Genomic DNA, 26,669 nt, shown 5'->3' with positions numbered 1-26,669 from the left:
TATCCTTTTACTGTTCACTATCGAACACTCCTTAGCTAAATCAAAAAAATAACTGATTCTTTTTCAACACACTACAACACTATTTTTTTCCTGGCACAACTTTAGTCCTTCATCTAGCAAATTAATTAATCGATGAAAACTAAACTAATCACCTTTTTCATTTTACTGCTTTCTTTTTTAAGCCAAGCACAATCAAAGCTATCTGGATCACTTTTGGATTCAACTCATCAACCCCTTGACTTTGCTGAAGTTCTTTTATTGAATGCACAGAATCAACTGATCCAACACACCTATACAGATGCTGAAGGGACTTTCGTTCTTGATGCCATAGCATCGGATACGTATATATTGCGCATTCAAGTACTAGGCATAAAGCAATACGAAACTACACTGTCTATTCAGGCAGATCATCAATTAGAGCCTATTGTCATCCAAAGTGACCAACAATTAGACGAAATTGTTGTGACGACACAAGCCAAATTAGTGGAGCACAAAATTGACCGTACGGTGTTTAATATAGAACAATCGGTACACGCGAACAACAGCAATGCCAAAGAGGTATTGCGACTTACACCTGGGCTAAAAGTAGATAAAGATCAGGTTGCCCAGATTGGAAAAAGCAGTATGCAGGTCATGGTCAACAATAAACTCCTCCCCCTTACGGGAGAAGATCTGATCAATTACTTGAGCACCATACCGTCAGAAACGATAAAAAAAATAGAGGTTATCACAACGCCCCCAGCCAAATACGAAGCAAGTGGCAATAGTGGATTAATCAATATCGTGCTAAAAGAAGGCAAACACAACGCCTGGAACAATCAAATTAGCACTGGATTTGAAACGGCTGACAAGGCAACCTACAAGTTCAGCAATGTATTCAACTACAGCAAGAACAAAGTATCTCTTGCCGCATCCATTAACGCCAGCACGGGTTACAACCAAGAAATTGGAAAAATGGATTTACACTACCCTACTGAAACATGGAGAACGGTATTTCGCGAAACGAAGAAAAAAGAGGATTTATCGGGTACGTTCCAATTGGATTACCGAGCAACTCCAGCAACGGGATTTGGGGTTCAATACAGGGGCAATACGTACAAACAGGATACAGAGGACAAAAATCAAACACATGTGTATAACCTTGTTGATAACTTAATTAAAAACATAGAAACGAAGGGAAAATCGACGCCAGATTTCAACAATCACGCAGTCAATTTAAATTTTAATCATTCCTTTGATACAGTGGGAACTAAACTCAACTTAGACTTGGATTACTTTAACTATTCAACACAAAAAAATCGAGTTTTCAACACAAAAACAACAGCTGTTGATAACGTTGTTAACAAAGATCAATATTCTCAAACAGATGGCGATCAAACCATCGATAATTACAGCGCTAAACTGGACGTAGAACAGCCGTTATCTTTTGTCAACCTCAGCTATGGAGCCAAAGTGAGTTATGTACAAACAATCAACAACGCCAATTCGTTTAATACCCATGCAGGATCAACCACAAGAGAAATCATCCAAGCCGATCACTTCGTATACAGGGAGAATATTCAAGCAGCCTATATTAGTGCTTCAAAATCATTTGCTGAGCGATGGGAAGCCCAAGTGGGTTTGCGCTTAGAAAGCACACAAACGGTTGGTGAATCTGCTGCCCATCAATCTAAAGAAAAGACCAGCTATACAGAGCTTTTCCCTAGTGTATATATTCAGTACAAAATGCATGCTGACCACACCTTTTCCCTTACCGCTAACCGCCGCATTAATCGTCCTTCCTTTTGGCAATTAAATCCGTTTAGATGGTATGTGAACGAGTACAACTACGTAACAGGAGATCCCTCGTTAAGACCGACCTTCACCAATGCAATAACCATGGGGTATACCCTAAAAAACAAGCTGTTTATCAACGCTTCTTATTCGAAAGTGAAAGATTTAGCGACGCAATTCGCTACCATTGACAAAGTCAACAATATCCAAATTTTACAACAGGCTAATGTCTTTGATGCGGAAAACTACAACCTAAGCCTTTCACATATTCACGACGCCTGGTACTGGTTGAATGCACAAAACACGGTAAGTGTATTTTACAACAGCACTAAATTAATACTGCCTATTGACCTAAAGACAAGCAATGGTATGGGGTATTACTTCAACTCGAACAATACGATCCATCTAAATGCTGACAAAACGCTTCAGGCCCAAGTAGATTATTTTTATCAATCCAAATTAAACAACGGAAACTGGAAGCTCAAACCGATGCACGGATTAAACCTGGGAATGAAATACGCCATGTTAGACAAAAAATTAAATCTATCTGCCTATATGCACGATATATTTAGAACTTCCAACTTGAGAGCGGCAGCAACGTCGGATGGCGTTAAGCAAGACTATGATATGTACAGCGACAACCGCTATTTTACATTGGGGTTGAGCTTCAGCTTTGGAAATTCAAAAATAAAGGTAAGCGAACGTCAAGGGAGCAACAAAGAAATTATCAACAGAAAGTAAATAGCATTGTTTATAACTATGTTAATAAGAGTAAATATAGAGTCGTATAAAAGGCATTTACAGCTTGTGCATACAAAAGTTATTAACAATTATAAAATAGTGGTAACAAAACCATTACTCTTGCTACTAATGAGAATCAACTCAGTTACAAACAGAAATAACCCTACTTGTTAACAACCTTATCAACACTGTTAATAAGTAGGTTTTAACTCAAACCTTATGAAAAAGAAACTTACACTATTTATGATGTTTTTATGTGGTATTGTCGCGCTACAAGCACAAAATAGCTTAAAGGGAAAAGTACTCAACCAAGAAAATCAGCCCATAGACTTTGCGGAAATACACCTGCTCAAAGGGTCGAATAATCAGCTTGCCCAACAAGGATTTACCTCTGAAACTGGAGACTTTCAACTCACGAATCTACCTTCTGACTCGTACAAGCTCAATATTCATTACTTGGGGCAATTGCTTTACACCAAAGACATTATCCTGGAAAACGATCTAGACTTAGGGGAAATCACAACGGAATCGACTACGCAATTAGGGGAGATTGTCCTTCAAGCGGAAAAGAAACTCGTTGAGCGCAAAGCGGACCGTTTGGTTTTCAATACTGCCAATAGCATTGCCTCCCAAGGGATGGATGCGATGGAAGCCTTGACTAATACTCCCCTAATTAAAGTTCAAAACGACAAGATTAGCATTGTTGGCAAAAGCAATGTAACCGTGATGATTGACGATAAAATTGTTCATCTTCAAGGGGATGCTTTAACGAATTACTTAAAGACATTGCGTTCAGACGATATTGAAAAAATCGAAGTCATTACCAATCCCCCTGCAAAATATGAGGCGAGTGGGAATAGCGGTTTGATCAACATTGTATTGAAGAAAAACAAATCGCTAGGCCTATATGGTTCAATCAGCAGTTCATATAGTTACAACAACTTCAATTTTGCCTCAACTAATGCTAGCTTAAACTATCAAAACAAAAAATGGAATATGATGTTGAAAGCAAATGGCAACAAAGGGAAATATGGCAATAAAAACACTTATGCTTACCGAGACGAGAACCGTATCTTAGATGCTTATGGCGATCCAACGGGAGATTATACTGCTGGTGGATTAAACTTAACCACGAATTATCAACTGTCAAAAAACGGAGTAATTGGTTTGACCTATGACTTATCGAAGTACAAAACAGAAACAAAAAACAACAATATTTCGAAGTATATTTCTGTTGCCCAACAAACAACAGATTCTATAATTAACTCATTAACAAAAGTAACTTCTGACAATATATATCACACATTCAATACTTTTTACGATCATAACCTAGACACTTTAGGGAGTAAATTGTCTTTGGGGATTAATTATTTTACCACTGTACCGGAGGAGAAAACGACAATGGATGAGCACAACACTCCGAGTAACTACAGGAGATCGACCTATTTCACCAACGATTTAAACTATCAGATTTGGAGTGCTACAGCAGATCTTATGTTTAAATTACCCTGGGCGGATGTTGAGTTTGGGGGGAAATATTCCAACTACGACAACCGTTCCAAAATCTTATATTACAACGGAGCGGAAGGGCAATTCGTCTATGACACTACACGCAGCAATCGCTTTAATTATCAGGAAGACAATTATGCGGGATATTTGAGTATACACAAAAAAATAAACGATAAATGGAGTGTAAAAGGAGGTTTGAGATTTGAGCAAACCGAAGTTGAAGGTCATTTAGTAGACACAAATGAGAAATTCAAAAAGTCGTACAACAAATGGTTTCCAACGGCTTATATTTCTTATACCCCCAATGAAAATCACGCGTTTAACCTCAGCTATTCCAAACGTATCAACCGCCCGTATTCTAGTATTTTGAATCCTTTCCGCTACTATGCGAATAGCTATTCGTACAACGCTGGAAACCCCGAATTAGACCCTTCCTTTACCGATAATTACGAGTTAAGCTATTTATTTCACGGTGCCCTATCGGTGAGTTTAAACTACTACCATAGCACAAATTCATTTGATCAATATTCTACCATGGAAAACGATGTTTTCATCAGTACGTATTACAACATTCTCAACAATGACACCTATGGATTAAATGTGTCTTACAGTGAAAAAATAACGGGATGGTGGCAAACGAGTACAGGATTAGATGCGTATCTATCAGACGCGTACTACCGCAATAAATTAGCGAATCACGTTGCTCAAAAAGGCATTGGATTCAGCTATTATTCACAAAATACTTTTACAGTAAACCAAGCTAAAACCCTGAGTCTATTTTTAAATTGGTATCATCAAGTGCCACATAAAGAAGACAATACGAGTTATGGAAAGTATCAATCCCTATCAACAGGGGTAAAAGCGAATTTACTCAACAAAAAATTAAATCTAAGTTTGACGTTATCGGACGTATTCAACACGGGTAAATCAAGTGGCACCTCTTATTTCACAGACAATATACAAACCTTCAGCAATACGTGGAACAGCAGAAGATTAACCCTTGCAGCAACTTATACTTTTGGAGATAGTTCAAACAAAAAGAACATCAAAGAAGCCAACTTTGAAGAAAAAAGTAGGAGTAGCAAATAGTTTACTAAGGGCAAAACAAATGTGATCAAAATTCGCTTCAACTGTTAAAGAAAAATTTAACAGAAAAAAACAACTTCAATTGTAACAAACCCAACACAGGCCCTACTAATAAGGAATAATGCAAACAATATTGCGCTGTTTTACTTTAATAAAAAGTATATGTTCAGGAAAGTCTGTTTGACTTATACTCTTCTTCACCGAAACTTATAAGTCTAAACACTTTTATATAAAGTGGCGTGATGACCCATTTTAATTGATTAGTTAGTTAACGTCCCTTGTATGTACATACAAGGGACGTTTGTATTAGAGCCACTGGTGTTCTTGTTTCACGTTGGGTTCATGTAGTTGATTGACCAAGGCGAAGGTACGTGCGTGTAGTAGTTCTTTTCTTCCTTCAGGTGTTCGGGTATAAACAATTCTATTTTTCCCTACTCGACGTGACCATTGCTGTGCGAAGTGATTAACGCGAGCCCTATTCACTCCGATACACTCAGGCACTGCATGATAATCTGACTCGCTATCTTGAATTGGCAATAGCGTTTTACGTTCTATGACGTAGCGCGGATTTTCAATTGGCGAAAGTATTTCTTTCATGCAAGAGGCAAAGATATGGCTCTCGCGTAGGGTAGCTCCAGCTAAAGAACAAAAAACACCTCCGCCAAATTCCAAGTTACTCACGATCTGTATGGAGGCTCGAGGGGTAGATAACAAGTCAAAATGACATAAGGTGTTGCACAGTGCTTCGCCAATTTGGTGCACGTCTTGACGGATATCCCCAAACTTGCGATACATCTTATAGTACTTCCATCCCTTCCATCCGAAACGCATGCCCAAGCCCAATATAAATGTTTGAAAAAGCCAATAGCCTAAAGACCACAAGCTCAAACCGTGCAATAAGACGCCTTGACCCAAGCCGATGAGCTGATATACAAAAAATAAAATAGCGGAACAAACAAGGCTAAACAATACAGATGCCACAGTTTTATTGGTATAAAATTGCTTGGCTTTTTTGAGTTCTCTTCTTTCTTTAGGGGAGGAATACAACACACGTACTCCCTCAGCTAAATGGCTTCCTTTCTCAATCGCGCTTAACCACTTTTCTTTGATTTCACTTCGTTGTTGAGCGAATAGAAGTGTGCGTTTATTTTGGGTTTCTACATCAGCTTGATTGAATTTCTGTTTGAAATTTATCTCTTGTAATCGCCCTACTCCATTAGATATATATACCTTTTCTTTATCATGGCTAGCAGAGATTCCGACAAAAGTTTGGAATCTTTTGTGGATGATGTCCCAATCTTTTCCTCCTTTATCGGCATACTCATCAATACAGGCTAAATGCCATATATTGGCCGTTTTATTGGGGTCTTTTGGATTAATGCGAAAGGCACGTCCCCGTACTTGGTTAGAAGTGATATACGCTCCGATTGAACTTGCCATGACTAAAGAATTAATCGCTGGCGCATCCCATCCTTCGCCGAGTAATGCTTTAGTGCCAATTAAAACATGAATCCTCCCCTCCTCTACAAGCTGAGTCACCCAATGTACCACCTGTGCTTTTTGCGCCAAGGTAGGATGCAATGCTACATAGCATTCATCATAAGCTAAAGGAGTATAGGCGAATGAACCGCCTTTTTGCTGCAAAGCCTCCAAACAAGCAAGAGGAATCAATACGACAGAGCCCGTTAGAACAGCAAGGGAACAAGTCTTAAGTTTCTTACGTCTCAGGATTTCAAAAATGGATAAGACTCCTAATTTCGTCAAAATTGTAGGTGGTGCTAGTGTGGTGCTGTAGTATTCTTTTTGAATATAATCCGTCAAGATAGCCATTCGCAAAGATCCGCCAAGCACTCCAAATTCAAAATCGACAATTTGAGCAATGCTCTCGAGCTTACTCAAACTAGAGAGTAGCGCATCATCTCCCTTATGGTCTTCTACTAGTTGTACTTGTCGATAAGCGGTTAATCCACTCTTTTTTAACTCCTGGAGCAATTCTGCTCTAAAAGCCTCGTATCCATCAACTTCTACAAAAAAATCAAGCCCAGAAAAACAATAAAAGTGAAGCGTTTTTTCAAACCATACCAAATCCAAAGGTGGCAGTTCATCTTGGGTTAATCCCAACACTTTTAAGTGTATTTTATCAAGGGATTGATCCTGCTCTTTGATAAAAACCAAACAAGCTACATAGGTCGTTAAGTTTTCGTAAATCCAATCTAAATATTCAAGGGGACGCTGTAAAAAAGGGAGTTGTTTTAGGGTTTGTACTAAAACTTCATTATTCTTATAGGTCGTATAGCAATTGAATACATTTGCTTTATGGGCAAGTATTTTCTCTCGTTCAGCTTCAAGAGGCAGACTGTAATAGATTAGGTCTTGATGTGGGCATAGGTCGCCGACCTCTAGTAAAGTAGGTATCGCAATTTCCTCATCTACGGGTCCTGCTAACTCCATATAGCGTTGCCATTCGAAATTTGTAGCTCCATAGGGAGGGGTTGCTGTCAGTCCCACAACAGTTGGATTAAGTTTTTTGTCTAACAAATCCAATGCCTTCCACCACTCTTTACGCAAGTGATGTACCTCATCAACGAGCAGAGTTTGAATACCAGCTTTCTGCAATTTGGCAATAACTTCTTCTGCATGTGCATTGGTATACACTGTATGTTCTTCGAGCATTACTTCTTCATCGCCTTCTTCGTCCTCGCGCAAATAGTTAAAAGCAGCGTGTAATCCCTGATAAGTAGAAACCGTCAAAAACTTTGGTTGATCCAGATGGGTAGAAATCCAATCTGGAACTTCCTCAACTTGTAAGAATAACGTACAAAAACGATCAATCCACTGATTTTTTACCGCCAACGTAGGTGCTAAGACCAAGGTTGGTTTATTCAGGCGAAGAATTACTTCTAACCCCAAAACAGTCTTACCCGATCCTGGTGGTGCAACCAGGTGTAATTTATCGTCATTCAAATGACTGTCTAGTTGATCTAGTACTTTTTGTTGATAGTCGCGCCACGGATATTTGAACGCAATAGCAGTTGGAAAATGTCTCAATATGTTCGTTATTTCTTCCTTAAAATTAAGCAAGGTTTTTTAGGAAACAAAGCCTTTTAAATGTTTTTACGAACACAGTGTAAAGTCATATTTTTTTCATTATTTTGTAGAACTATCAATATTTGATACGACTAAACTGGCTTTCCCATAATTACAATGACGACAAAAATTCAATTCAAATTAAGTAATGATGTCCTTCTTACTGTTATTCAGATGGTTGAAAAAACAGATGACTATATTGTACGTTCAATAAAGGATGCTTTATTGGTTAGTATAAAAGAAGATCTGATTGCAAAACTGGAAGACAAAGCCAAGAATATTCAGAAGCAAGTTTCAATTTTAGATCACAATAAAAAGCATGCGATCGTTTTGAAGTACCATGAAGCCTATACGATGTATAAGCTTTTGGAGCTTGTATACGAAAAAGAGAAATTCGCAGATCATCCGCATATCAAAAAAATCAAACGCCTTTTGGTAGACCTAGAAAATAAAGTAGAGAGTTTTACTACCGAAAACCAAGCGAATGATACGACGGAAATTAATCCACCAGTTTTAGCGACATTTCCTAGTTTAGGGGTCAATGAAATCATCATTGAAGAAGCTACTATTTTAGAAACGGAGAGCCTAGATCCCCGTCTCGATGATGCATTAGAAGATGAAAATAATCCAACATTGGATCCTGCATTGGACATCAACGAGATTATGGTGAAGAACTATTCCATTTTTGATATTTTAGAAGAAGCAGATCCGACTCACCTATCGGTGGAAGAGGACCACAGCCTAGCTATTGAAGTAATAGCGGATGAAACCACATTAGATCCATCACCACCTCAACAAGCGATCGTTGCAGAAAAAATACATGATGATATTGCAGAAGATAGAGTGCAGGACACAACAGAAGAAGTGGTACAAGTAATTGCAGCAGAACCTACAGAAGTAGCAGAACCTTTAGAGAAAGAAGTCGAACCTACAACTCCTAAGCAAGAAGAAGCCTTACTTCCTTCTTGGGCACAGCAACCTACTACTCCTATTTTCGACGGTATTGTTACAAAAACTTCCATTTGCATTGAACCCGAGGATAGTTCTACTTGTTCGACGATAGAACCTCAAGAGGAGGAAGAAGAGACACTCAATCTTTTTGAGGGTGATCTACCTCCTATTCAACCTCAAGAAGAAAAGGTGGAAAAAGAAGGAAAAAAAGAAAAAAAGAAAGCAATAAAAGACAATACACAGCAAGGACAAATTAGTCTTTTCTAACTAATAATGAAGAGGATCGTCTACTGGACATCCTCTTTTTTTATGGAGCAATGCAAGAGTTAAGCTCCTGTGTTTCCCTGTATATCAAGGCGTTTAGGTTATTTAATGCATCTGCACTTCGTTTGGATTAGTTTTTTCTAACCTACTAATTATCAAAACTTTTTTTCCTTTTGTCTTATTTTTTTATCTTTGTCTTAGTATTAACGAATAAATAATCCGATGAAATTATAAATAAGTATTTCGTTTAGTAATACGAGTTATTTCCAACTTGTAGGATCAAACATTTTCTAATAGCATCTATCTTCCATAGATCCGCAATACTTATTTATTATGTGATTTCACATCCAATACCGTGAGTAGTGGTATACGGGCCACAATAGTATATTACTCATTCAATTACATTTGATTATTATGTCTATCGTTATAAAAAATCTATCCTACGAACATTCGGATAAAACACCTTTATTTGACCACGTTGATTTGGTGCTAAACAAAGGAGAGAAAGCCAATCTAATTGGTGCAAACGGAACAGGTAAAAGTACGCTGTTGAAACTGATTGCAACGACACCACTGTCAGCAATTCAGCTTGGAGGTACTGCTTACTATTTACCTCAGATTAACACCAATCAACTTACTGGACAAACCATAGAAGAGGCCTTACAAACAGCTAAAAAACTGCAGGCTTTGCACCGCATTTTACAGGGTTCAGTAGAGGAACAGGATTATGTCGATCTAGATGATGATTGGCAAATCGAGGAGAATATTGCGCAAGCACTTCAATACTGGCAGATAGAAGGAAAGGATTTAACCCTTCCCATGCATCAACTGAGTGGAGGACAACAGATGCGCGTGTATTTTGCGTGCATTCACATTCACCAACCGGATATCCTTTTATTGGATGAGCCAACGAATCACATTGACCAAGCTACGCGTCAGCTTTTATTTGACTTTTTGGATCAATACAAAGGTACTGTACTCCTGGTAAGTCACGATATCGAACTGTTAAATCGACAATCGCTCACCTTTGAAATTACAACCCATGGGATAAAAGTGTACAAAGGCAATTACGACTTTTATAAAATGCAAAAACAAGAGGAATTATCTTCCCTTCAGCATCGAATTGATACGCTTTCTAAGGATATGCGTCAGGTAAAAACGGAACAACAGAAATTGCTTCAAAAGCAACAGAAAGCAGTAGGCCAACATAAAAAAGCAGAACAAAAAGGGGGATTACCTAAAATTGTTGTCAATACGCTCAAAAATGCGGCAGAGAACAGCAGTGCAAAAAGCACGGAAGTACAAGTAGAGAAACAACAAAAATTACAAAGAGAGCTTTGGGAGCTAAAAGACCAATTAGAACAGGTCAAGCCTTTTCATTTGAACTTCAACTCTTCGAACTTACATCCCAATAAAGTGTTGTTTCACGTAAAAGAAGTCAACTATCAATATGAAGTGGCAGCAGATTTTATCTGGTCTACTCCCTTGAATCTAGAAATACGAAGTGGAGAACGCCTAGTAATTGAAGGGGCAAATGGCTCTGGGAAATCAACATTATTGCACCTATTAGCAGGAAATCTACAACCTACTACAGGCGTGGTTGAACGATTGACCGCCAATTTTGTTTACTTGGATCAATTTTACGCCCTACTCGACCACCAAAAGACCATACTGGAACAAGCCCAAGTATTTAACCACAACTTACTGGATGAAGCTAGTTTAAAAAACACCTTATTTCAATATGGTTTTAGACCAGAAAGTTGGACCAAACCAATTGTACAACTAAGTGGTGGGGAATGCTTGCGATTAACCGTTTGTTGTTTGAATCTTTCCCAATCTTCTATTGATGTTCTACTGCTAGATGAACCTAGCAATAATCTAGATATTTTTGGGCTAGAAAGTTTGTATCAAGCACTAAAAACATACCAGGGAACGATTGTACTTGTCTCGCATGATATGAATTTACGTCAAGCCATTCAACCCAATCGCGTCATTGAAATGTAAATTTATTTGAGGGGAAGTAGCACGAAAATGCTAGTACGAACAAATAGAAAAGCAGACTTACCACACCGCATGTCCTGCTGACGTAGGAAGCCTCGCATCCGTTTATCAACGCTTGTCAAAAACAGGGTAAAAGAAACGTTGGATGCGCTCCTTCTTCCGTCAGGGGGACATCGCGTGTGTAAACGTAGTACTAATAGAAAAGGATAAATAAGAAGTTCTCACATTGAAAAAAATTCCTTCAAAAAGATCTTACTATTCTTCTTCATCTATTCTATTATCTTGTTCAAAAGCGTTCTAAGCTCCTGATACAATTCATCGCCCTTTTTGCTCAGCAAAACAGCTACTCCTTCAAGCCATTTTACTAGAGTTTTACCCTCTTTTAATGTTCTAACTTTGGCTATATTGAGGCTACTTACAAACTATTTAATATAGATTCTTTATCTGATAGTCTCCTTCAGATTTTTTTTCAATCTCACTTATTATCATATTAAAATTCTGATAATATAATGGCTCGCCCGTTTCATCAGAAATTACTAAGAATTCTGATGTGTCAAAAATTGATTCTTTAATTATTACAGTCCAAGTATCGATATTTTCCCCACTGATGCTTTTTTCAACATCTTTATTACTAAAGGATATACTCTCTATATCACTTTCTTTGAAAAAATCTGGATTTAATGATTTTAATATTTTTATTGCTTTAACAAGTATCTCTTCATTAGTATATTTCATATCATCTATTTAATTTTAATTGGCTCTAAATCATATTTTTTTACTCTTAATCTGTTTATAGATGTTAATGCATCATTTAATTCTGCTTTAGTCCATTTGCTTCTATTATTCAATATTTGTTTCCATACATACATCTCTTTATCTAAATCTTTTAAATTTTTATAGGCTACTTCTCCCACTTCTTCAAAATGTTTTACATGCGACATTTCATGAAATGCTATCAGTTCTGTCGAATTCTTTATCAAAAAAAACTGTTTTGTAGGTGCGTGGAAACCACCAACTTTAGGTGGATTAAACGAGTACATATATCTTATAAAATTATCATATATTTTAAAATTATCTATTGGTTTAAATAATTTTGTAATAGATTTTGAATCTCCTTCCACAATTAACTGAATCCCCTTTTTATTTAAAATACCTCTCAATTTCCTAATTTGAGAGGCTTTTAACACATTACCTCCTAAATTTCCTACTCTACGAGTAGCCATCCAGTCTAAGTCAGATTTTGTTAGATTAGGAATCTCTGTTGAGTTTCTTTCAAACCGCTTACTATTGGTCTTCATCCATTCTATTACCTTGTTCAAAAGCGCTCTAAGCTCCTGATACAATTCATCGCCCTTTTTGCTCAGCAAAACAGCTACTTCTTCGAGCCATTTTACTAGAGCTTTACTCTCTTTTAATGATCTTACTTTGGCTATATTGAGGCTACTTACAAACTCCTCAGGTATAAATTTACTGAATTTTGCAATAGCACTTACTTTAGAAACGTTAGCTAATGGTATGAAAAGTGACGCTATAAAGCCAAAACCAAAACCACCTGTATAAGCTATTCTATCAAAGTTATAGTTTTCTCGGCGATCAGATGTATCCAAGAACACCAACAGTTCAACAAGCATATCTTGATGTAATTGAAATGGAATTTTATAAAAATCTGCAAACGAAAACGCTTCCCATGCTTCTCTGAAATCGTCTATAGCCTCCAACACCGCCTGAAAATTTTTAGCAATGTCGTACTGAACTTGTAATAATGTCCCTAAAAACTTAAATGTCCCAGCTACAAAATCAACTAATCCATTCCACAGCCCACACAGAAAGGCAATCTGTTCTGAAAGGTAAAAAAATTCATCCAGCTGTTCCAGTTAAAATGAGTACCTCTAAAAAACCATGCAATAAAACTCGTAATGGAGTTATCGAAGCTTTTACTTCTCCAGTATTGATGAGTTCACGTAACTTATTGCGATTAAAATCAGGCATATTTTGGGCAATGGAATCCAGATTTTTATCACTCATCTTAAGTAAAAAATCCTTATCAATCTTTTTGCCAAAACGCACATATAAGCTCTGATCGCTTAAATCACCTGTATTATCCTCCATAAAGAACAGTATCTCATCATCTTCCATACCATCCTGCATAAAGTCATATAACTTCTTCAACTTTGCGTTATTAGTAGAGATGTAAATTTTAATCGTATAAATTAACTCATCTTCCCCTTCTTGATAACCATTTTTGTTATTGCGCATTCTATATACCCAAATTGTTTTGGGATCTATTTCTGTTCTACATTCTGGTTCTTTAATCCATTGAATGCTCTTACCTACGTTGTGCTGTGGTAGCTTATAAAAATAACTATCTGCTATTTCCCATGAAGCAATAGTTGAAAACTCAAAATTTTGTACTAAGGGGTTTAAGTAATTGGCAGAAGCCTCATTTTCTACTAAAGCATCTGGAAATAGAGGCATTGTAGAAAAGTTTCCTTCTGCTAACTCTTCGGTTGTGTTTTGTAATCCCCAATGCTTTGGAAACAAAGAATCTGTACTCATTCAATTGCTATTTAATGGAGCTGGTAGTACCAGCTCCATGATTAAACCTTCTTTTTTTCGTTTTTTTAATTCACAGGCTCTGGTTCAGCTCCTGTATCCCCACCAATTAAATTATCATTGAGTACAAATGCATCACTACAAGGTACTTGAGACGGGTCTTCAAAATCTGCTGTGTCATCACAATTACACGGTAAGGCTTTTTCTACTTCTAGACCAGCACTTTTAGCCTGTAAAATGGTTAATGAAGTCGGAATACGCGTAATCCACGCTTTCCCTTCTTTTACGGTTTCTGCTTGGCGTACCTCATCAATCAACGACAAGTACAACTCATCACCAATCACAGGTATTTCACCACCATTCCATATTTTTCCTGTACTCATATACAACTGTACGGCTTCTTCAAAGCCTGGACGCACGGTTGCCACAACACGAGCCATCCCCGATTGCATAAAGCTTCTAAAAATAGGATCATCACTTTCGTCATAGGTATATAAATCCACCCAATGTCCTTTGCTTCCCCAATAAAAAGGATAGAAATTGTAAGAAATTGCCTCCCATTCAAAAGCTTGTTCCATGAATTTCGCTAAACTGGCATAAGCTTCTAACTCCTTATTTTGTTGTACGGCAAAATCTGCAATTGTTTTTCCACTCGTAAAGTTTTTGCCCATATCATTAAAACGAGTCAAATAAGCGATGCAATTTTTGCGCAAGACTATATTTTCAATTTGACGGTAAAACCCAGGGTTGGTGTGTTTAATTTCTACGGCTTTATTCTGCTCTGCTGCTAACTTATCATTATATGCCTTCGCTGCTAAATCATAAGCCTCTATAATCGCTTGAAAACACTCCTGTTGCCATTTTTTATAGGCTTCTTTTGTTAGTTTACATGAAACCGAAACATTAACAGCTCCTGCAAAATAATTTCCTCCATTAATAGATACAGGAATTTCTCCTACAAAATTTGAAACAGAAAAAGAACCACTAGTATTTAAAAAAGCGAACTTCGTTCTATCCATAAAGGAACCATTACCCACATTTACTAGCATTCCCTTTCCCTCTTCAGGTGAACCATTATCTGTTGCACTAATACTCACAGAAGCATGATGCGCTTGATAACCATCTGGAATTTCTAAATTTTCATTGATCGTAAATACCTCTATACGACTAATTTCTTTTTCTGAAACAGCAGAAAAACCTTTTCCAATCGTGATACTGTCACCTGGCTTAACTGGAATTTCAGCATTATACTGAGCGGCCCAATAAAGCGCATTTGCTTCAGTAATTTGATCTGCTGTTGCTATAGCATTATTACTATGTGTTCTAGGATCAATCGGTTGTTTAATCGTGAGCGTTGTTGATTCTTGTTCATCTTGCATCGCTAACAGATGTAAACGGGCGGGTTCAGGAATCATGAATTCAAACATCATGCGTTTACCATAGTTATACACCTGATTTTTATACAACTTATCGACCCAACGATAAACTCCAACCACGTGTTTATCTCCTTTACGGTTATCAAAGCCATGTTTGTTGTTCTCTTCAAACTCCTCCATCATTTTCTGCATGCGTTCGCTTTTGATGCGATTAACCACGCGATCTTGTGCTTGATAGGTTAGTTCCTTCGCCTCGGTTACCGAACGGCGAATACTCTCTGCTTGGGCGGTATTACTCGCTTGGGCTACTCCTCCTTCAATGTGAAATTGACCATACGAATATCCTGTATTAACATAGGCATTCGTACTTTTATTTTTCTGTAATAAGGAATCAATTTCACTTTGCATTTCAAATCGATCCGTAGTAACCGTATCCGTAAAAGCTTCGATTTCCTGTTCTGTGGTTTCAGTTGTCGTTTCTTCTGTTCGTCTCAAACGGCGGGTCGATTTCTCTCGATACTCTCTCGCCATGATATTTTCAATATTCGACACCTCTCCTTCAATATAACAATGAACAGTCTGTTCTACTTTTTTATAATCGGCGATTCCTAATAAACGCACACCAAATTTCTTTGGGTAAGTTGGTACAGGGGCGATAACACTCGTTCCACAAATTCCTTCAAGTTCTCCCCTATAACACACTCGAGCAGCAATGTCAAGGGCAGGCATACGCTTAACACAACCATTGGTGAATTGAAAATCTAATGCCATTGTTGATGGAGTTCTATCCAACATAGTAGCGGCTGAATAGCCTTCAACATTATGTAAAGTAACTTCATTTCCATTTCGTTCTACAGCAGAAGTATCCAATACATAACTTTCCTTTAATGTTTCTTTTGCAATGGATACCGTAATTGTAGCTATTTGCCAAGATGAATCAGGAAGCTTGATAGTAATAGTAGCCATACGTTGAAGGTTGGTCAAAGTACCACAGGCATTATATTCTAATACGTTGGAAATAATTTCATTATTAATTGGAAATAAAACCCCTCCAATACTTTTTATGGGTTGATAAGCCTCAATATTTCCTGTTAATAGTGCCTGATTGTTTTGCACATTTGCTTGGACATACGTATTTAGATTCGCATAGGAACCTACAGTGTCTAATAAGCGCTGAGGGGTAGCTTCTTCCGTTTTTAAATTCCTACCATTGATTTTCATTGGTTTTTCCTGATAGCCTATACTTTGTAAAAGCGTTTGGTAACTAATAGGATCTAATTTTTCTTGTAATTCTTTTTCTGATAATTCTTCCTTAAATTTGAAATTGAATTTCGGAACAACAGGCATAGGCACATAAGGTGGTTGTTGACAGGGATCATGCGGATTATATTCCCTTTTATCCATCGGTACCGTGCTACAGTAATTTTTACGAGCTACCTCAAGTTCCTTATAATGGTTTTCAAATATTGGTGTTACCTCTTTTTCATAGGCCTCTAGAGCAGTGGTATAGGCTTTTTGGTACTCTTTTTGGTATTCTTCCGCTAAAACAGTTAAATCTTGTTGTAAAATTGTCAGCTGTTCCTCTTGTAATTTAGCCTTTGAAATATTGATGTTCTTAGTCATCAAACGATTGGGTAAAACGATTTTAGGTTTCTCTGTTGCAACTTTAGGTTGGACTTTATCATCCTCAATCATCTCCTCGTTAAAAAGTTCAGCAGGTAATACAAAGCTTGCTGTTGCCTTCTCATAAACCGCATCATTAGTTGCCTTGAGCTTCAATTGCTCCAGTAACGCATTTGCCTTGAGAATTTCAATCATTTGATCGTTAAGCACTAAATTGTCTTGCACAGTAGCTTGATAAAAAACATTATTCCACAGTTTTCCTTGTTGCTTCGTGTCAATAGCTTTGATACCTTCTGCTTTCTTGCTAATTTCTTCTGGGGTTGCTGTGGCTTTATTTTGCGCCAACCAAGTAGAAAACGGTTGGATACCAGCAAACTCTTCTTGTAATGCCTTGGTTGTAGGGATGACTTCTTTAAAACTTGCTGCCGCTTTGAGCATAGTTTCATATTTAGTTGCATCTACTGGACGTTTCTGTATGGCTTCGTAGAAAACGCCTTGTCCAACTAAGTCTTTTTCTATTTGAACGTAGCGTTGAAGTAAATGCTCTGCATCGGGAATTTGAACGCTTCGCAAACTGACAAAGCGAAATAAAGTATTTGAGATTGTATTCTCCATAATAATATCTTATTAGTTATTTACCCAAAATATTAATTATTTCAATACATTAATATGAATTTTAATAATAAAAATCAACTATTGTAACCAAATTACATTATTCAAATAAAATATTTCCCCATCAATAAAAAAAAACAATAAAACTACAGACAACACAGAATCCTTGATAAGAAATTATTTTATCAAAGATTAAATTCCCTAAACGATTCAACTATTTCCAAGAAAACGACGCAAACCACAAAAAAAGGGGAGCATGTTGATGCTCCCCTTTGGTTTATTTTTTATCCGCAATGAAAAATTTCATTCGCTTTTTTTATTACAACGCAGCAATCTCCGTTGTATAATTCGCATTCTTATTTCTCGCATCAAAACGCGAAGCAAATTCTTGTGCTTGTTGTTTAAAGTAAACGTATAATTCCTCGAGGTTATAGGTACCGCTTTCCTTATAATACGGCAATTGTGGAGAGAGTTGCAATTGTCTTGTTCCGCCTTGCTTCATAATTGGCAACATATAGCGTGCAAAATTGTAGCGGTGAATGTCTTCTGCTTCGATATCCCAAGCGGAGATACGTTCAAATATGGACCACGTTTCTGGGTGATTGATTGCATTCATATACGACATCAACAAGCCCATCGAATAGCCAACAGAGCTGTCGTATTGGTCATGTGCTTCGTACTCTTCAATTGCTTTATCGAAGTATTTTTCTGCCCCAGCAGTATCCCCTGCTAACCATGAATAATAGGTTAAGCTACAAAACGTCTGGAACGGCATCGAATAACAAGTCAACTTCTTGTGGATTAGATCTTGTGCTTTCACGATAGCCTCTTCCAATTTTCCTTGAAACAACAATAATTCTACTTCTGTATCTAATTCACAAGCGGAACAATTGGTCATATCATCTACCAACTCACTATTAGCTGCATCGATGTATTTTTTTGCCAAATCATAATCGCGCAAATGAAAAGCTAAGCCAGTCATCACGTTGTTATACGCACGATTACTGAACCCATTTTTTTCCAATCGGCGTTTCAGGTCTTCACCGATTTTTTCAATTTCCTCTAACGGAATTAAAGCACTGCGGTATGCTGAGCAAAACATCCATTTGTACTCCCAAAGGAATTCAGATTCGTCGAAATAATCTTCATTGGCATCGCTTGTATGTAAAATCCATGCAAAAGCTGGAAAACTCTCACTACAACGCGAGGTATTGCGCTCTTGGCGAATTAAGTCCAAACGCAGGTCAAACCCCCAATCGATATCATTGTGTTGATCCGCAAGTTGAATCGCTTCTTTTAGTGCGACAATCTTATCTTCTAAACTTTTTAAACCCTCTACTTTTAAAAGGATTTTTTGGATTTCTAAATTGTAATTCATAGCTGTTTTTTTCTTTTATTCTCGTCTTCCATTCGTTTGATTTCGTCTTGAGCAGCGGTATTTCCGTTTCGGTTATCGAAGCGTTGAGCCCATTCATACGCGCTTGCTTTATATGCTTTTGACAGCGCTTGTAAATCATACCACCCTTCTTCTTGATAGAAGGATACGGAAGGCGATAGGGTTAATTGTTTTTTCTCTTTTCGGTCTAAGACGAACATCATATGTCGACTCAACATCAGTTTTAAGTCATCTTCGGCGTCAATATCCCAGCCTGCAATAATTTCATAGTAACTCCACAGACTTTCATCTCCTATTAGGTGTAAAGCATAAATTAAACGCGTTAATCCATAGAGGAGGGAACTGTTTACCTCGGACAATTGAGTAAACTCTTCTTTGGCCTTTTCTAAATATAAAGCAGCGCGATCATCGCCATAGCGCACCATAAAATATCCCATGGAAACATAGGTTTCGAAAGGCAAGGAGAAATCGCGTATTTTTTTGTACTCCATTTGTTGCATTAGATCAATCGCTTGATCAAATTGCCCCAAACGAGAAGCGCTTTCAATTTCATTGTCATACACCACGGCTTCCCCACAAATTTCGTCTAAAGCTTCTTCTCTTGCTTTGACCACATATGCGGCCCCGAGCTCATAATCACCAAGATGTTGAGCAAAACCCGCCATGGTATAATAGTAGCTTCGTTTAGAAAATTTGAAATGTTCTAACTTTTGTTCCAAATCTGCGGCAATGGCATATACTTGTTCCAAAGGGATATTCACATTCCCATAGGCCGAACAGATCATCCATTCGTATTCTTCCAAAAACTCAGATTCTGATAGTTGTTCGGGATGCAAACGCGCTTGTTCCAACAACCAAGCAAAAGCCAATGGGCTTTCAATACAAGCGGAAGAGCAGCGTTCTTCGCGAATCAACATCATGCGTAAGTCAATTCCCCAACTCAAATCTGCGTGTTTATCTGCCAAGTAAATGGCGTGTTTCAATTGAGCAATACAATGTTTGGAATCAGTGTATTCCTCTTGGATTTGCAGCAGTATTTTTTGTATTTCTAAACGGTGGAGCATCTTAAAATTCAGGTAAAAAATTAGTCATCCCCAAGATCACGAATTGATAAAGGGCATGGTTAAAGATATCCATCTCTTGTTTGTTGATCGTATAACCTCCCAACATCAACGCTTGTACGTATAACACGTTAATTAACGCCTCAAAAAGTTCAGGATCTTTAATCATCAACAGTTTAGCTACCAACTCATTTTGTTGATTAAAACACAAGGTAGGCAACACTTCTTCTTGTTTTTTAAAATGACCTAAAGCCGCTGCAAAAGGGTTTGAACTCTGAGATAAGTTTTGCATGCTCTTGCTGTTCAATGCCTCTTCATTGGCAATATAGATCGCGGTTGTATCTTGGGGTTCAAAGCGCTTGACTTCTGCTTTACAATACTGTTGTTTTAGTATTTTGTTTGCCTTTTCGATAAATACATCTAGGCTGTCATCAGTAATCGATGCAGCTTCAAAACTATCTAATACGTCATTAGGCTTGATCAACTCAATAGTTAACACAGGGTTGCTAGCTTTTATTTTTTGAATTAAATCAGCCTCATAGCTGTAAGCCGCGTTAATCACCAGTTTTTGTTGAGATCCAGCAATACGGCGAATTTGTCTAAAATCATCTAAGGATGGCGTATAGAAAATAGTGCCATAATTCGTACGAATATCCCTGAAGAGCAACATTCCTTGATTGGTTTCAAACGGCAAATAGTCTTCAAATAATTTTAAAATTTCGTTATCGGAAGCCGCTAGTGATTTGATAAACAAATGGTGAATGGAAATGAGGTGTTCTAATTTTTCCAGATTCGAAACAGACAAGAGTTTCAGGTAATCTTTGAAACAAGTTGTCAGTTCTTTTTTTGCCTCAGTTAACAAGGCATTATTCATCAGTGATTCGCGCGATGCCGTAGGTTGTAACCCATTTGAATTGATGATACAACGAACAAACGACGTCCACTCAGGCAATAAATTGGTAGCTTGATCGCATAAATACATGCGTTTCAAAAAGATTTTGTGCTCTTTGGAGGTCGATGTATTTACTTTATTGGGTATCACAAAGGCTACGCCTTTGATATCACCTGCTTCTGATGAAATAGGGAATACATCTAGGAATTTTGTTTTAAAAACTTCTTTCCCATAGGCCAATAGTTCCTCTTTGGATGCCTTTGGATTTAACCAAATCGGTTTTCCATCAGACAGCACATCAACCACCCCATTTTCTACCAATTTGATTTCAATTGGTAGGGCACTACCGTAAAACAGTACATTTTGTTTGACTTCTTCTTTTTTAAACAGGGATCTCCAATTCTTTTTTGCTTGTAGGATCACGCGTGTTCCAACCTCAGGAAGCAAGTCGATCATTTCAACGTCATAGGTACCGTCAGCTCTACCGATCCAACGCACCGATTCTTCCTTATACAAGGAGCGAGATTCCACAATAATTTCTTCAGATACCACTAAACACGACAGCAAACCGATACCAAAGCGACCGATTAGATCTTTTTCTGCTAATTCTCCTCGTTTTGAACTCTGTCCAATAACCGACAAGAACTGGTGCATGTCTTCGAGTGTTAATCCAACGCCATTGTCTTGAAAGATCAACTGATCTTCATCAAAAAACAAGGTTATTTTTCCTTGAAACTGTTCATCAATTCCTTTTCTAACTGTAACGGCATCCACGCCGTTTTGCAATAATTCGCGAATGAATACTGTTGGCGAACTATAAATATGTTCGCTCAACAGTTCAATCATTCCCTTCATATTAACTTGGAACTGATAGTTCTTTTTATTGTCCATTATCTTCTTCTTTTTCTTGGGCCACCAACGATTTTCTGTGCATCTTCGTTTCCGTTTTCTGCAGCTTGTTGGTACCAATGTAGCGCCAATTCATCATTTTGCTCTACACCTTCTCCTTTTAAATAACAATTACCTAATTCGTATTGTGCCATTTCATATCCGTTATTCGCAGCTTTTTCTAAATAGCTTACCCCTTCTACGGCTTCTTGTGCAACGCCTTCCCCTTTCACTAGCATAACGCCTACATAAGCGGCAGCTTCCATATTTCCACGATCTGCTACTTCTCTCAAATAATACATCGCTTCTACATAGTCTTTTTCCGTTCCGATTGCGTAGTAGTAACACATTCCCATGCGGAAATAAGCTGCATCATAGCCGCGTTCAACGGCCATTTTATAGAAATGGAATGCTTTTTTCTCATCTCGTTCAACGCCAATGGCAAATTGGTAGCAAATGCCCAGTCCTTCTGACACATAGCCACGTTGTTCTGCTGCTTCGTAATAAGGGAAAGCTAAGTCATATGGTTGATCTTCTTCATATCCGTATAAATAGTAATCTCCTAGGGTCAGCATAGCTAGTGCAGATCCGTTTTCATTGGCTTTTTCCAACCAGTATTTAGCTAGATCCAAATCTTTTTCTATGCCATAAGCATAGAGGTAATAAGTTCCTAATTTATATTGTGCGTAGCTGAATCCAATTTCAGCACCTGCAGTCATGTATTCTACAGCTTTTTCGGGACTTTCCGCTCTTCCTCCCATTCCTTCTTCATAGGCTAAAGCTAAGTCGACATTCGCGTCTTGATAGCCGTATTCGAGGGCTTTTTCAAAGAGCTCAAACGCTAATTCACGATTTTCAGGACCTCCAATTCCGTAGCGGTTGCAACGAGCAAATTGATAGATACCTTCAGCAAAATCTGCATGGGCAGCCATTTCAAAGTAGGATCTTGCTTTTTCAAGATCCGCTTCGCCCAATAAACCATCTTCATACATATACCCCAAGCGAACTGCCGCATAGGGATAGTTGTTTTCAATTGCCTCTAAATAGTATTGTTCTGCTTTTGCTGGATTTTCTTCGAGTCCAAACCCGCGCTCTAACATCATCGCTAACTCTACCTTACAGTAGTTGGAATTATAAAGCTCAATGCCTTTTTCATAGTAAGCAATAGCTTTGTCCAACTCTGGGTTTTCGTGGTAACGATAGTATCGTCCTGCGTATTCAATTCCCAATCCGCTGTTGCGTTCTGCAGCGATTTCGTAGTATTCAATGCATTTGTTGTACTCTTCTTCTGAACCAAATTCACCAAACTGATAGCCATATCCTAAGCGATAAGGAGCATAGTCATCCCCTAATTCCATCGCTTGACGTAAGAGTGCTTGAGCGCCCTCTACATCGCGTGCTATCTCTTGATGTTCCAATAAAGCCACTGCTTTTTCGTTCATCGCACGTGTCGATTTTGCTTCAATTGCACGGTCTAGATACGCTAATCCTTGTTCGATGTTTTTGTAGTCGTTGTGGTATAAATACAAAATAGCCAGTTCTAACAAAGCTTCATTTGAACCGTATAAAGCCGCTTTTTCCAGCGATTGTATCGCTTTTTCAAACTGAGGTTCACTTTGATCTGCTGGGTATAAATAATAGTATCCTTGGACAAAACCAGCATATGCAATGCCGTGTTCAAATCCAACTTGTAAATAGGGAAATCCTTGTTCAATCTCATATCCTAGCGGAGCAAAACGCGTGTTGCAAATCATTAAGCCCATCATATAGTTACAATATCCGCTGTTGTGCTGAATACCTTCTAAAAAGGTTTCCACTGCTTTTTCATCTTGCCCTTCGCGCAAATAATAATCGGCTAAAACGTATAGTCCACGTTTTTCCAAGTGAATTAAATCGTGGAATTTATCCAATACGGCTTTTCCTTCTTCAGGTGATTCGCAAGCGCGAAACTCGATATTTAGTGCAAATAAAGGACCGACGCGATTACCCGGTCCATAGGATGAATGAATGAGCTCCAATCCTTTTGCTACATCTTGTTCAAAACCTAAATTTCCGTAATATACGTTGTACCCCATAAAGGCTTTAGCAGTAAGATCTCCCGTTTCAAATCCTTGTTTCAAATAGGCAGCTGCCTTCTCATCGTCTTTAAACCCGTAACGGGCATTCATGTATAGCTCATGCATAAAGGTGTACGCCTTTGCATATCCTTTATCGATAAACAACTGATTTAACAACACCACATCGTCAAACCAAAGCGCATAATCCTTGTCATTCAGGTAAAAACTACTGCGCTCGCGGTTTGATTCTTCGTTAATTTGCTCGTACAGTTCTTGAAATACTGCGCCTTCTTTTCCTGTTTGCAAGGCTAACATACACAAAGCATGCGCTTTAAACCAGTCAACTGGATCTGAATAATCATTGGTTGCTAAATACGCTTGTGCAGCTCCACTTAAACTTTCTTGCCCATTAGCAAACTCACTGATATAGCTTAAGTATTTCACATTAAACTCGCCCATAATTTTTTTCTTTTTCAAATAAAACAATTTTTCTTGATTACTGGATCCAATCCAGCCAACAACAAATTTATGAAACGCAGACGACATAATTTGTTAATTCTATAAAAGTGTGCAACGGAAAAGTTAATTTCCCCAATGTTAGGGATATAAAATAAATAAAATACAACCTACTGATTGTAAGAAGCATACATTCGAAAGAAAAAAAAGCAAAAAGGGTATAGAAGGTTAGTGGTGTAAATATTTTTTATTTACACGAGAGGAAGCAATGTAAGAAGCAATAAATCCAAGAATAAAAATAGAGAAAAATACGACGAATACATCGCTAATATTAAACTCAACGGGATAAGCGAATCCCGGGCGGATTAAGATCAATCCAAAATGTTCTTGAATCAACACGCAAATAATGCCGAGTAGAATACCCAATAGACCACCAACAGTACTAATAATAAGGCCTTGCAACAAGAAGATGCGTTTGAGTTGCTTTAGGGAAACGCCTAAATCATTTAAGGTTTTGATGTTTGTTTTCTTTTCTAGGATGATCATGAGTAAGGCCCCAACTAGGTTGAACAAGGCAATGATCACCACCAATAAAAAGATAAAATACACCACTGCATTTTCCGTGTTCAACATGCGATACAAGCTATCGTTTAGCTGAATGCGGTTTTTTAACACCACGCTATCTCCCATGACCTCTTGAATAAAGGTAATCGCCTCTTTTTCACTCACCCCTTTATTGAGGGCAAATTCCAAATTGGTGTATTCATTTTCAGAAAGGCTGAGTAAGTGTTGTGCTAATTTAATATCGCAAAATACGTATTTGCTATCCAGTTCTTCATTGCGAAGGGAATAGATTCCAACAGGATGCAAATAGGTGTTTAAAAAGGCATCTTCTGGATTACTGACTACACCAGAACCCGGTTTGATCGATAGCGCTTGTAGGTTATGTTCTACATCGAATAACCCCATGGACAATAAATACGCCATGCCTAAGCCTACAACAACTTCATCCGTGTCTGCTTCAATCCAGTTGCCCAACTCTATTTTTTCAGGAAATTGGCTGACTTTTGGAAAATCAGCATCGACGCCTTTGAGTATAGCAACGGTTTGCTTTTCATTATAGGTAAAAAGCAACCGATCCTCTACTACACGAGCAACCCCCGAAAATAAAGGGGATTGACTCAATTTTTCGTATTGAGCCTGGTCCACAACGAAGTTTTTTCCCTGTTTACTAAACGCTTTTAGCTCCGGATCTAACTCATTGGTGAACGACAAACTAAACGAACGAAGACCACTAAACACAGCTAGCACAATTAACATCGCCATAGCACTCACCACAATACCTACAGAAGCTATTGCAGTAATGACGTTAATTGCTTTGCTCTTGCTTTTGCTAAAAGCATAGCGTTTGGCTATGTAAAATGATATCTTCAACGTTTTACTTTTTCTTTCTCTTTGCCAATAAATCTGGATTGGCAATTGGGTTTTCGTCTCCTTTTAATGCTTTGTCAATTTGATCGATATACTCTAAGCTATCGTCTACATAAAACAGCAAATCAGGTACTTTTCTCATTTGATTTTTCACTCGTTGTGCAAGGTCGTGTTTGATTAGTGGCGCATTCGATTGAATAGCCTTCAACAACTCTCCACCGCGCTCAGCAGGGAAAATGCTCAAAAACACTTTTGCAATTGATAAATCTGAGGTAATGTGTACTTTAGAAACTGAAATAATCAAATTGCTTATTCCGTTCTTGCGCACTTCTCCTTGTAATATATCTACTAGGTCACCTTGCAGAAGTGCTCCCATCTTCTTTTGTCTATTTGTCTCCATGTTGCAAAAATACAATTTTTTGGATAGGATTTTTTTTATATTTCACGCTTCAATGACTTCTGTTGGATAAAATTAATCCTCCTGCTGATAAAAAGAAAAGCCTTATCCCTGTAAAAAAACTATTTTGGCGCTTTTCTAGGGACTAAGCTGTCACTCTCGTCCTAATTCCTACACTGCAAAACACCTTTTTATCACTATATATAGCGGACATGAAGAGGATTAGAATGATTAAGTTCTCGACTAGGAATGCCTAGAGTCTCCTTCGAGTCCTCTTCGAGCCTTCTTCGACAAAACAACCTTTTTTCCAAGCATTCTCTAAGGGCAGTTGGAGAACTGTTGGAGGGCATCCAAAGAAATACCCCAGATATCTGGTAACGATCATTATCCATAACGAAAGGTGCAACCAACGGTATCTCTCCTTTTATTTTTTTTATTAGCTGGAAATAATCTATCTCCTTGTTATGCTATCAAAATAGGAGAAAAAGACCAGCTATTAGAGCTAATAAACTGTG

15 protein-coding genes are annotated in these 26,669 nt (G+C 37.9%); 4 read left to right on the top strand and 11 right to left on the bottom strand.

Going from position 1 to position 26,669, the window contains the following annotated elements; all coding sequences use genetic code 11:
- Positions 1-132: 132 nt before the first annotated feature.
- The gene (locus tag H4K35_RS00835; RefSeq protein ID WP_182625495.1) at positions 133-2,514 is read left to right on the top strand and encodes an outer membrane beta-barrel protein; all 2,382 of its coding nucleotides are present in this window, start codon (positions 133-135) and stop codon (positions 2,512-2,514) included.
- 219 nt (positions 2,515-2,733) lie between these two features.
- Positions 2,734-5,112: an outer membrane beta-barrel family protein gene (locus tag H4K35_RS00830; RefSeq protein ID WP_182625494.1), complete on the top strand. Its 2,379-nt coding sequence runs from the start codon at positions 2,734-2,736 to the stop codon at positions 5,110-5,112.
- Between the two features lie 303 nt (positions 5,113-5,415).
- On the opposite strand, the gene H4K35_RS00825 is transcribed toward H4K35_RS00830, so the two are convergent.
- Positions 5,416-8,157, bottom strand: a complete 2,742-nt coding sequence (locus H4K35_RS00825; RefSeq protein ID WP_255492325.1) for a DEAD/DEAH box helicase family protein — start codon at positions 8,155-8,157, stop codon at positions 5,416-5,418.
- A 156-nt stretch (positions 8,158-8,313) separates the two neighbouring features.
- On the opposite strand from H4K35_RS00825, the gene H4K35_RS00820 reads away from it, so the two are divergent.
- Together H4K35_RS00820 and H4K35_RS00815 are read left to right on the top strand one after the other, a co-directional pair.
- The gene (locus tag H4K35_RS00820; protein WP_182625492.1) at positions 8,314-9,414 is read left to right on the top strand and encodes a hypothetical protein; all 1,101 of its coding nucleotides are present in this window, start codon (positions 8,314-8,316) and stop codon (positions 9,412-9,414) included.
- A 411-nt stretch (positions 9,415-9,825) separates the two neighbouring features.
- Positions 9,826-11,415, top strand: coding sequence for an ATP-binding cassette domain-containing protein (locus H4K35_RS00815; protein ID WP_182625491.1), 1,590 nt, complete (start codon positions 9,826-9,828; stop codon positions 11,413-11,415).
- A 423-nt stretch (positions 11,416-11,838) separates the two neighbouring features.
- Here the strand turns inward: H4K35_RS00815 and H4K35_RS00810 are convergent, their stop codons facing one another.
- The 10 genes from H4K35_RS00810 to rbfA form a co-directional block, all read right to left on the bottom strand.
- Positions 11,839-12,147: a hypothetical protein gene (locus H4K35_RS00810; protein WP_182625490.1), complete on the bottom strand. Its 309-nt coding sequence runs from the start codon at positions 12,145-12,147 to the stop codon at positions 11,839-11,841.
- Positions 12,148-12,152: 5 nt separating this feature from the next.
- Positions 12,153-13,130: a zincin-like metallopeptidase toxin domain-containing protein gene (locus H4K35_RS15705; RefSeq protein ID WP_182625489.1), complete on the bottom strand. Its 978-nt coding sequence runs from the start codon at positions 13,128-13,130 to the stop codon at positions 12,153-12,155.
- 139 nt (positions 13,131-13,269) lie between these two features.
- On the bottom strand, positions 13,270-13,968 hold the full coding sequence (locus H4K35_RS00800; protein ID WP_182625488.1) for a hypothetical protein: 699 nt from the start codon (positions 13,966-13,968) through the stop codon (positions 13,270-13,272).
- A 65-nt stretch (positions 13,969-14,033) separates the two neighbouring features.
- A complete protein-coding gene (locus tag H4K35_RS15700; protein WP_255492324.1) occupies positions 14,034-17,579 on the bottom strand; it encodes a hypothetical protein in 3,546 nt (1,181 codons plus the stop codon).
- Positions 17,580-17,895: 316 nt separating this feature from the next.
- Positions 17,896-18,954, bottom strand: a complete 1,059-nt coding sequence (locus H4K35_RS00790; protein WP_182625487.1) for a hypothetical protein — start codon at positions 18,952-18,954, stop codon at positions 17,896-17,898.
- The gene (locus tag H4K35_RS00785; RefSeq protein WP_182625486.1) at positions 18,951-20,036 is read right to left on the bottom strand and encodes a hypothetical protein; all 1,086 of its coding nucleotides are present in this window, start codon (positions 20,034-20,036) and stop codon (positions 18,951-18,953) included. The genes H4K35_RS00790 and H4K35_RS00785 overlap by 4 nt, the downstream gene beginning before the upstream one ends.
- Position 20,037: 1 nt before the next feature.
- A complete protein-coding gene (locus tag H4K35_RS00780; RefSeq protein WP_182625485.1) occupies positions 20,038-21,816 on the bottom strand; it encodes an HSP90 family protein in 1,779 nt (592 codons plus the stop codon).
- Positions 21,816-24,347, bottom strand: a complete 2,532-nt coding sequence (locus H4K35_RS00775; protein WP_255492323.1) for a tetratricopeptide repeat protein — start codon at positions 24,345-24,347, stop codon at positions 21,816-21,818. The genes H4K35_RS00780 and H4K35_RS00775 overlap by 1 nt, the downstream gene beginning before the upstream one ends.
- A 207-nt stretch (positions 24,348-24,554) precedes the next feature.
- Positions 24,555-25,760 carry an ABC transporter permease gene (locus H4K35_RS00770; RefSeq protein WP_182625484.1) on the bottom strand — a complete coding sequence of 402 codons (1,206 nt, stop codon included), beginning with the start codon at positions 25,758-25,760 and terminating at the stop codon, positions 24,555-24,557.
- A 4-nt stretch (positions 25,761-25,764) separates the two neighbouring features.
- On the bottom strand, positions 25,765-26,157 hold the full coding sequence (gene rbfA, locus H4K35_RS00765) for a 30S ribosome-binding factor RbfA (protein ID WP_182625483.1): 393 nt from the start codon (positions 26,155-26,157) through the stop codon (positions 25,765-25,767).
- Positions 26,158-26,669: the final 512 nt, after the last annotated feature.

The organism is Myroides sp. NP-2 (assembly GCF_014145665.1).
Classification (GTDB): Bacteria; Bacteroidota; Bacteroidia; order Flavobacteriales; family Flavobacteriaceae; genus Flavobacterium.
The sequence above is the reverse complement of the archived record's forward strand: the minus strand, read 5'-3'. Positions and strand labels throughout refer to the sequence as shown.

What these genes read in the sequence shown, in the direction of transcription:
- H4K35_RS00835 (WP_182625495.1), top strand. Translation starts at nt 133, where the DNA reads ATGAAAACTAAACTAATCACCTTTTTCATTTTACTGCTTTCTTTTTTA.
- H4K35_RS00830 (WP_182625494.1), top strand. Translation starts at nt 2,734, where the DNA reads ATGAAAAAGAAACTTACACTATTTATGATGTTTTTATGTGGTATTGTC.
- H4K35_RS00820 (WP_182625492.1), top strand. Translation starts at nt 8,314, where the DNA reads ATGACGACAAAAATTCAATTCAAATTAAGTAATGATGTCCTTCTTACT.
- H4K35_RS00815 (WP_182625491.1), top strand. Translation starts at nt 9,826, where the DNA reads ATGTCTATCGTTATAAAAAATCTATCCTACGAACATTCGGATAAAACA.
- H4K35_RS00810 (WP_182625490.1), bottom strand. Translation starts at nt 12,147, where the DNA reads ATGAAATATACTAATGAAGAGATACTTGTTAAAGCAATAAAAATATTA.
- H4K35_RS00800 (WP_182625488.1), bottom strand. Translation starts at nt 13,968, where the DNA reads ATGAGTACAGATTCTTTGTTTCCAAAGCATTGGGGATTACAAAACACA.
- H4K35_RS15700 (WP_255492324.1), bottom strand. Translation starts at nt 17,579, where the DNA reads ATGGAGAATACAATCTCAAATACTTTATTTCGCTTTGTCAGTTTGCGA.
- H4K35_RS00790 (WP_182625487.1), bottom strand. Translation starts at nt 18,954, where the DNA reads ATGAATTACAATTTAGAAATCCAAAAAATCCTTTTAAAAGTAGAGGGT.
- H4K35_RS00785 (WP_182625486.1), bottom strand. Translation starts at nt 20,036, where the DNA reads ATGCTCCACCGTTTAGAAATACAAAAAATACTGCTGCAAATCCAAGAG.
- H4K35_RS00780 (WP_182625485.1), bottom strand. Translation starts at nt 21,816, where the DNA reads ATGGACAATAAAAAGAACTATCAGTTCCAAGTTAATATGAAGGGAATG.
- rbfA (WP_182625483.1), bottom strand. Translation starts at nt 26,157, where the DNA reads ATGGAGACAAATAGACAAAAGAAGATGGGAGCACTTCTGCAAGGTGAC.